General features: G+C 71.6%; 1 protein-coding gene. It reads left to right on the top strand.

Going from position 1 to position 1,231, the window contains the following annotated elements; all coding sequences use genetic code 11:
• Window positions 1-1,231, top strand: a 1,231-nt coding sequence (locus AC2VOP_RS10590) for a P-type ATPase actuator domain-containing protein (protein WP_486960919.1), incomplete at both ends; no start/stop codon positions are given.

Here is a 1,231-nt window from a genome sequence, read left to right as displayed (position 1 = left end):
CGGTACGGGGTGCTGCCGTTGCGGCCGGAGGCCTTGCGCCGCCTCGACGAGGTCGACGCCCTCCTGGTCGACCCGCGCGTGCTCTGCGATGAGAAGTCGCAGGTGGCGACCCCGGTTCCGGGGATGCGGCGGTCCGACCGCCGCGGGCCGATCGAGGCACTGATCTCACCCACGCACCACCCGCTGGCGGCGGCGGTGACGGGCGAGGCACGCGCGTCCGGGGTGACGATGGTCTCGGTCGACTTCTCAACGGGCCCAGACATCCTGGGCGACCTGCGGCCGGCCTTCGACGACATCCGTCCGGTCGACCAGGGCGTCAGCGATGGCGAACTGGATGACACGCTGGCCGACACGCTGGCGGAGCTGCACCAGGCCGGCCACACCGTGGCGGTGCTGTCATCAATAGCGAGAAGAGCGCTGGCTGGCGCGGACGTGGCGCTGGGAATCATGCCGGCCGGTGCCGATCCGGCAGCCGTACGGCCACCTTGGGAGGCGGACCTGATCCTGGCCGATCTCTCCGGCGCCTGGACCGTGCTGCGCGCACTGCCCGCAGCACGGGCGGCAAGCCGGCGTGGCATCACGCTCTCCGCCAGCGCATCGGCGCTGGGTGCGGTGCTGATGGTGCCCGGTGTCCGGGCGCGGCGGGGGCGCGGGCCCGGACCGGTGACCCTCGGCGCCGCCGCCGGGCTGCTGTCGGGATACCTGCTAGCCCGCCGGGTGGTCCGCACACCCGCGCCGAGACCGGCACCCGCTTACCAGTGGCACGCCATGTCGATCCAGCAGGTGCAAGACGTGCTCCCGCAGCCGGACACCGATACCGAAGCAACGGTTGTCCCGGCCGGCGCACAACCACCCAACGCCCTCCGGCAGTTCGTCAAGGCCGTCCGCGCGGAGCTCGCGGATCCGCTGACCCCGGTGATGGCGGTGGGTTCGGTGGCCACCGCGCTGTTAGGTTCGCCGATCGACGCGGTGATGGTCGGCACCGTCTTGACCGGCAACGCCATGCTGGCGGCCGCCCAGCAGTTGCGGGCCGAGACCCGACTGAACCTCCTGCTGGCCCAACAAACGCCGCCGGCCCGCAAGCTGGTTACCGGTCCGGGCGGGACACAGATGTACCGCGAGGTGGTCGCGGAGCGACTGCGGCCCGGCGACGTGATCGAGGTGCGCAGCAACGAGGTGGTGCCCGCCGACGCACGGCTGATAAAGGAAACCGATCTCGAGGTCGACGAAT

The organism is Mycobacterium sp. TH-M106 (genome assembly GCF_057473765.1).
Note: the sequence above shows the minus strand (reverse complement) of the source record. Positions and strands in the feature narration are given on the sequence as shown.